This window comes from Pseudomonas aegrilactucae, from assembly GCF_019168305.1.
Taxonomy (GTDB): domain Bacteria; phylum Pseudomonadota; class Gammaproteobacteria; order Pseudomonadales; family Pseudomonadaceae; genus Aquipseudomonas; species Aquipseudomonas aegrilactucae.
This window is the reverse complement of record NZ_JAHTBI010000105.1, coordinates 1-7,027: the sequence shown is the minus strand read 5'-3', so window position 1 is coordinate 7,027 and position 7,027 is coordinate 1. Positions and strand designations below refer to the sequence as shown.

Below are 7,027 nucleotides of genomic sequence, written 5' to 3'. Positions count from 1 at the left end.
GCGGCGCTTCGCTGGCAAGCCAGCTCCCACATTTGTTGCAACGTACCATGGCCTGCAGGATCGGCGTTGTAAGCCTTGGTAGTCCGACAGCAGATCGCAGGGGAGCCCAGCTGCCAGGAATACCAATCGAAACAAAAAAAGGGGCCGTCCCCTGCCAGGATACGGCCCCCGAATGCTGCTTTGCCCATATGTCTTGACGCTAACGCGCGGTAATCACCGACAACTTGGTAATACCCGCCCGCTCGATCGAGGCCATGGCACGCGCCACCTCCCCATAATTCACCCCGTCATCCGCCTGCAACTGCACACGCACCTCAGGGTCCTTGGCCTTGGCCGCCTGCAAGCTGGTTTCCAACAAATCCGGCTGGATCTCGTCCTTGTTGATGAACAACTTGCCACCACCATCGATGCTCACCACCAACGGGTCCTTCTGCTCCACCGGGGCCACGGCCTCGGTCTTGGGCAGGTTGATCGGGATCGCGTTGGTCAGCAGCGGCGCGGTCACGATGAACACCACCAGCAACACCAGCATCACGTCCACCAGCGGCGTCACGTTGATCTCGCTGAGTACCTCGTCACTGTCCTGGGTCGAAAAAGCCATGTCAGGACGCCTCTTTCACAGGTTGACCGCTCACCGTTGCAGCTTTGTGAAGCGCAGGGTGTACCAGCACGCGGAAGGCACTCTTCTGCGCCAGGCTGTAGAAGTCATGGGCAAAGTCGTCAAGGTCGGCTGCGGTCAGCTTCAGGCGACGCAGGAAGTAGTTGTAAACCAGCACCGCCGGCACCGCGACCGCAATACCCACACCGGTGGCCACCAGCGCCGCACCAATCGGCCCCGCCACGGTTTCCAGGCTCGCCGAGCCCGCCGCACTGATGCCCTTGAGCGCCTCCATGATGCCCCACACGGTGCCAAACAGACCGATGAACGGCGACGTGCTGCCGATACTGGCGACCACCGCCAGGCCAGTTTCCAGCGAACGGCGTTCACGCACGATCTGCTGGCGCAAGGCACGCTCGAGGCGGTCCTGATGGTTGATCGCCTGGCTCAGGTCACTGGCCTGCCCCGGCTCGCCCACCGCGATGGCGGCGTAGCCCGACTGGGCCACACGGGCGGCAGCACCGGGTTGGGTCTGGGCCAGTTCAGCGGCCGAGTCCAGGCTGGACGCCGCCCAGAACTGCTTGTGGAAACGCTTGTCCTGGTTCTTCAGGCGGGCGAACTGCAACCCTTTGACCAGGGCCAGGCCCCAGGTTGCGACGGAAAACACCACCAGCAGCCAGATCACCGCGCTTTCGATGGATTCAAGGGGGGATGCCAATACACTCATGATGGTTTCTCTCTGTTAGCGCGAAATTTTTAACGAAGCTTGAAATCGATCGGCACGCTCACCCAGCCCGCCTGGGCCACGTCACCCTGCTTGGCCGGCACGAAGCTCCAGCGTTTCACGGCAGTCAGGGCCGCGTCGTCGAGCTGCTGGCGACCACTGCTTTTCTGCAACTGGATCTCGCCAGGCTTGCCGCTGGGCAGTACATGCACCCGTAGCAGCACCGTGCCCTCCCAGCCGCGACGCTGGGCCAGCGACGGGTATTCCGGCGCCGGGTTTTTCAGGTACGCCGCGTTGGCCGAGGCCGGAGTCACCGGTGCGGGCGCGGGCGGTGCAGGCGGTGCAGCAGGTTGTGGCGGCGCGGGGGGCGGCTCGACGGGTTTGGGCGTCGGCTTGGGCTCAGGCTTGGGTACCGGTTTTGGCTTGGGCTTGGGCACCGGCTTCGGCGGTGGCGGCTTGACCGCCAACTCGTCTTCCACCGGTGGCGGTGGCTCTACCACGGGCTCGGCCGGCGCCGGAGGCGGCGGCTCCACCACCGGTGGCGCCGGCTGGGAAAACTCGATGGTCATCGGCGGAATTTCCGGCGGTACCACCGGCAAGACCGGGGCCGGCGCCTGGCTGACCCAATAGGCCACGGCGCCATGCAGCACCAGCGCGAAAACCCCGAGCAGGACCTTCTCACGGCCCTTCAAGGCACTGCGTGGCGTGCGCTGCAGACGCTGTTGCGCCAGCGGCAACCGGTGCGGCCGACCGAGGTCGACCAGCTCGCCGCCCGGCGTCTGGCGCCAAAGCACATCGAGAGCACTGGCGGCGGTCTGGACATTACCCATTGATCAACTCCTGGGGGGTTCGATGCATTCCATCGAAGGCCGCACAGTGGCTGGCGGGCCTTCGTTGAGGTGGATGATCGACGCGAGCCGCTTATCTCTTAAAGTAATCTTTAAAGTTATGGATAGAACTTTATCGAATATATAAAATCAGCGAAACGCTCTAGCCCGCGCCAATCAAGGGCTACAGCCCGCTGGGGATTTGGCAATGCTTTTGCGGCATGCAAAATATTCGGCAAAGGCATGGGAAAACCCCTCAAAAGCCGTCGCGACCGGTCACGCCGGGGGTGCCCAGCGCGGCGAGCGCTTGCAAGTACATCGCGCATGGGTTCAGGGTGCAGCTGTCCGATCCGCAGCAAGACCCACAGGCGTTCAATGACCTGGACGATGACGCGGCGTATGCCGGCGTGCGCGAGGTGCATAAGGGCATGTGTTGCAGGGGTTGCGTGGCCCAAGCCATGCGCAGATCGAGCGGCGTGGGGAGCGGTTCGGCATGGGGAGCCGCAGGCCGATAGCCTGGTGAAGATCGGGGAGTGGTGAAGCGGGCCGCTTTGCGGCCCATTCGCTGGCAAGCCAGCTCCCACAGGTTCGTCACTCATCTTGAGAGCAGTGGGGTACCTGTGGGAGCTGGCTTGCCAGCGAAGAGGCCCTCAGGGCCTCAGAGGTTGGCGACCTTCTGCCACACCTTCGGCTTGAAGAACAAGGTCTCGCCACGCGCCAGACCGGTCAGGCTGTCGTGGTCCTTGACCACTTCGGCCTCGATCAGGTCGCTCTGTCCTTCCACCTTCAAGGTCACCCGCGTGGTCGCACCCAACGGCCGGATATCACGCACTTCAGCGGCATGGTGCCCTTCCACTTCATGGCGCGACAGCGACACTTCATGCGGGCGGAACAGCACATGATGGTCCTCGCTCAAGTGCAACCGGTTCGAGTCCCCCAGGAAGTGGTAGACGAAGTCGCTCGCCGGGTTCTCGTACACCTCGCCCGGCGAGCCGATCTGCTCGATCACGCCCTTGTTCATCACCACGATGCGGTCCGCCACTTCCATGGCTTCTTCCTGGTCGTGGGTCACGAACACCGAGGTCAGGTTGATGTCTTCGTGCAGACGCGCCAGCCAGCGGCGCAGCTCTTTGCGCACCTTGGCATCCAGCGCACCGAACGGCTCGTCCAGCAGCAGCACCTTGGGCTCCACCGCCAGTGCCCGCGCCAGCGCGATACGCTGACGCTGGCCACCCGACAGTTGCTCGGGGTAACGGTCGCTGAGCCAGTCCAGTTGCACCATGTTCAGCAGCTCGTGGACCTTCTCGGCAATCCGGGTCTCGTTCGGCCGCTCGCCCTTGGGCTTCATGCGCAAGCCAAAGGCGACGTTGTCGAACACGCTCATGTGGCGGAACAGCGCGTAGTGCTGGAACACGAAACCGACGTTGCGATCACGCACGTCATGCCCCGACACGTCCTCGCCATGGAACACGATGCTGCCCTGGTCCGGCGTCTCCAGCCCGGCAATGATGCGCAGCAGGGTGGTCTTGCCACAGCCCGACGGACCCAGCAGTGCCACCAGCTCGCCGCTGTGAATGTCCAGGTTGATGCTGTCCAGGGCCTGGAAAGCGTTGAAGCGCTTGCTGACGTTACGAACTTCGATCGACATGAATTATTCCTCCGCGGCGCTGTGGCGCAGACGGTTAATGCGGGACTCGCTCCACTGCTTGAGCAGCAGGATGAAGAGCGCCAGGATCAGCAGCAGGCTGGCCACGCTGAAAGCCGCGACATGGTTGTATTCGTTGTAGAGGATCTCGACATGCAGCGGCAAGGTGTTGGTCACCCCGCGAATATGCCCGGACACCACCGACACCGCACCGAACTCGCCCATGGCCCGCGCCGTACACAGCACCACGCCATAGATCAGGCCCCATTTGATGTTGGGTACGGTGACGTGCCAGAACATCTGCCAGCCGTTGGCCCCGAGCAGGCGCGCGGCCTCCTCTTCCTGGGTGCCCTGCTCCTGCATCAGCGGGATCAGCTCGCGCGCCACGAACGGCACGGTGACGAAGATGGTCGCCAGCACGATGCCCGGCAAGGCGAACACGATCTGGATGTCATGGTCCTGCAGCCACGGGCCGAAGAAGCCCTGGGCGCCGAACATCAGCACGTAGACCAGGCCGGCGATCACCGGCGACACCGAGAACGGCAGGTCGATCAGGGTCACCAGGATGCTCTTGCCGGGGAAGCTGTACTTGCTTACGCACCACGCCGCGCTGACCCCGAACACCAGGTTCAGCGGCACCGAGATGGCCACGGCGATCAGGGTGAGCTTGAGCGCCGACAGCGCGTCGGGCTCGAAGATCGCCTCGAAGAAGGTACCCAGGCCCATTTTCAGGCCCTGGGACACCACGATGAACAGCGGCAGCAGCAGGAACAACGCGAAGATCAACCAGCCAAGGCCGATCAGCACACGCCGTGAAGTTGCGCTGCCACGGCGGGCAGCATTGGCCGAAGCGGCCACACCAAGGGTGGATGCAGACATGGTTCAGGCCTCCTTCAAGGTTTTTCGATGCGCCGCTGCAACAGGTTGATCAGCAGCAGCAGGATGAAGGAAACCACCAGCATCATCACGCCGATGGCAGTGGCGCCGGTGTAGTCGTACTGGTCGAGCTTGACCATGATCAGCAACGGCAGGATCTCGGTCTTCATCGGCATGTTGCCGGCGATGAAGATCACCGAGCCGTACTCGCCCACACCCCGTGCAAAGGCCAGCGCGAAGCCGGTCAGCCAGGCCGGCAACAGCGCCGGCGCGAGCACGTAGCGGAACACCTGCAGGGGCTTGGCGCCCAGGCACGCGGCGGCTTCCTCGACTTCGCGCGGGATGTCGGCCAGTACCGGCTGCACCGTGCGCACCACGAACGGCAAGGTCACGAAGGTCAGCGCCAGGGTAATGCCCAGCGGCGTGTAGGCGATCTTGAAGCCCAGGTCGGTGGCGAACTGGCCCACCAGCCCGGACGGCGCGTACAGCGCGGTCAGCGCGATACCGGCCACGGCGGTGGGCAGCGCGAACGGCAGGTCGATCATCGCATCGATGATCTTGCGCCCGGGGAAGGTGTAGCGCACCAGCACCCAGGCCAGCAGGGTACCGATCACGCCGTTGATCAGCGCGGCATAGAACGCGGTACTGAAGCTGAGCTTGAGCGCCGCCAGCACCCGCGGTGCGGTGACGATGGCCCAGAACTGGTCCCAGGTGAGCTGCGCGGCATGCACGAACATGGCCGCCAGTGGTATGAGCACTATCAGGCTGAGGTACACCAAGGTGTAGCCCAGCGTCAGCCCGAAGCCGGGTATGACGGGGGAGATACGACGCGACATAAAAGTCCCTGGTTTAACGCATGAAGCCCGAGACGAATCCCGGGCCCATGCTGGCTACTGAATGGCGATTATCCTAACGGCCACGCATCACTGCGCCGTGTAGATCTGGTCGAACACACCACCATCGTTGAAGAACTTGGGTTGGGCAGTCTTCCAGCCACCGAAGTCTTTGTCGATAGTCACCAGGTCCAGTTTGGGGAACTGCTTGGCGTACTCGGCCGCGACCTTGGCGTCACGCGGGCGGTAGAAGTTCTCGGCGGCGATCTTCTGGCCGGCCGGGCTGTACAGGTGCTTGAGGTATTCCTCGGCGATCTGCTCGTTGCCTTTCCTGGCAGCGTTCTTGTCGACCACCGCCACCGGCGGCTCGGCCAGGATCGACAGCGACGGCACGACGATGTCGAACTTGTCGGTGCCACCATCTTCCTTGAGCGCCAGGAAGGCTTCGTTTTCCCAGGCCAGCAACACGTCACCCTGACCGTTGTTGACGAAGGTGATGGTCGAGCCGCGGGCGCCGGTGTCCAGCACCGGCACGTGCTTGAACAGCGCCTGCACGTATTCCTGGGCCTTGGCTTCGCTGCCACCGGCTTTCAGGCCATAGGCCCAGGCGGCAAGGAAGTTCCAGCGGGCGCCGCCGGAGGTTTTCGGGTTGGGCGTGATCACCGACACGTCTTTCTTGATCAGGTCGTCCCAGTCCTTGATGCCCTTGGGGTTGCCCTTGCGTACCAGGAACACGATGGTCGAGGTGTACGGGGTGCTGGCGTCCGGCAGGCGGGTCTGCCAGTTTTCCGGCAGGGTCTTGCCGAGCTTGGCGATTTCGTCGATGTCGCCGGCCAGGGCCAGGGTCACCACGTCGGCGCGCAGGCCATCGATCACTGCACGGCCCTGTTTGCCAGAACCACCGTGGGACTGCTGGATCTTCACCTTGTCGTCCGGGTGCGCCTGCTGCCAGTGCTTGATGAATTCTGCGTTGTACTGCTGATACAGCTCACGGGTCGGGTCGTAGGACACGTTCAACAGCTCGTAGTCCTTGGCGATGGCGGAACCGGCAAAAACGGCGCTGGCGAGGGCGGCCAGGGCATAGCGGCGAATGGACATGGTGAAGCTCCCGATTGGCGTATTTTTCTAATTAGGTGGCTGAATCAGCTGGGCTTGCTGCCCGGGTTCTGCAGGCGGAATTTTTCCTTGCGCTCGATCTGAACGACCTGGGCGTTGTGCACGGTAATTTCCACCGCGCCGAAGCGCAGGTCGCGCAAGGCGCTCTGGATCTCGCGCAGAATGGTGGCTTCGTCCTGTCCGTCAACGCTACGCAGAGATGCGCTCATGCTCGTGCTCCTGGAAATAAGGGGTGCCGTGCAGCTGCATCTGAAGGGGACGACTGCGCCTGGCTTGAGGGCAATCTTAGAGAGGGTCGAATATTCTTAAAAATACTATTTAAGAATTTTTATATAACCAAAAAATCGATTCCAGATTGAGAGCGCGTCGCGCCCTTCGCTGGCAAGCCAGCTCCCACAGGGATCGCCG

Annotated in this window: 8 protein-coding genes; all 8 read right to left on the bottom strand. The window is 62.9% G+C overall.

What is annotated here, in order from left to right; translation table 11 throughout:
• Positions 1 to 199 precede the first annotated feature (199 nt).
• Positions 200 to 601, bottom strand: a complete 402-nt coding sequence (locus KUO17_RS23815) for an ExbD/TolR family protein (RefSeq protein WP_163945105.1) — start codon at positions 599 to 601, stop codon at positions 200 to 202.
• Between the two features lies 1 nt (position 602).
• Positions 603 to 1,325, bottom strand: coding sequence for a MotA/TolQ/ExbB proton channel family protein (locus tag KUO17_RS23810; RefSeq protein WP_217978027.1), 723 nt, complete (start codon positions 1,323 to 1,325; stop codon positions 603 to 605).
• A 29-nt stretch (positions 1,326 to 1,354) separates the two neighbouring features.
• Entirely contained in the window at positions 1,355 to 2,152 is a 798-nt protein-coding gene (locus KUO17_RS23805) for an energy transducer TonB (protein ID WP_217978026.1), read from the bottom strand.
• A 655-nt stretch (positions 2,153 to 2,807) separates the two neighbouring features.
• Positions 2,808 to 3,797 (bottom strand): sulfate/molybdate ABC transporter ATP-binding protein, encoded by a 990-nt coding sequence (locus tag KUO17_RS23800; RefSeq protein ID WP_217978025.1) that lies wholly within the window; start codon positions 3,795 to 3,797, stop codon positions 2,808 to 2,810.
• 3 nt (positions 3,798 to 3,800) lie between these two features.
• Positions 3,801 to 4,673, bottom strand: a complete 873-nt coding sequence (gene cysW / locus KUO17_RS23795) for a sulfate ABC transporter permease subunit CysW (protein WP_217978024.1) — start codon at positions 4,671 to 4,673, stop codon at positions 3,801 to 3,803.
• Between the two features lie 14 nt (positions 4,674 to 4,687).
• Positions 4,688 to 5,506: a sulfate ABC transporter permease subunit CysT gene (gene cysT / locus KUO17_RS23790; RefSeq protein ID WP_217978023.1), complete on the bottom strand. Its 819-nt coding sequence runs from the start codon at positions 5,504 to 5,506 to the stop codon at positions 4,688 to 4,690.
• 87 nt (positions 5,507 to 5,593) lie between these two features.
• A complete protein-coding gene (locus KUO17_RS23785; protein ID WP_217978022.1) occupies positions 5,594 to 6,601 on the bottom strand; it encodes a sulfate ABC transporter substrate-binding protein in 1,008 nt (335 codons plus the stop codon).
• 44 nt (positions 6,602 to 6,645) lie between these two features.
• Positions 6,646 to 6,828, bottom strand: a complete 183-nt coding sequence (gene oscA / locus KUO17_RS23780; protein WP_040071968.1) for a sulfur starvation response protein OscA — start codon at positions 6,826 to 6,828, stop codon at positions 6,646 to 6,648.
• Positions 6,829 to 7,027: the final 199 nt, after the last annotated feature.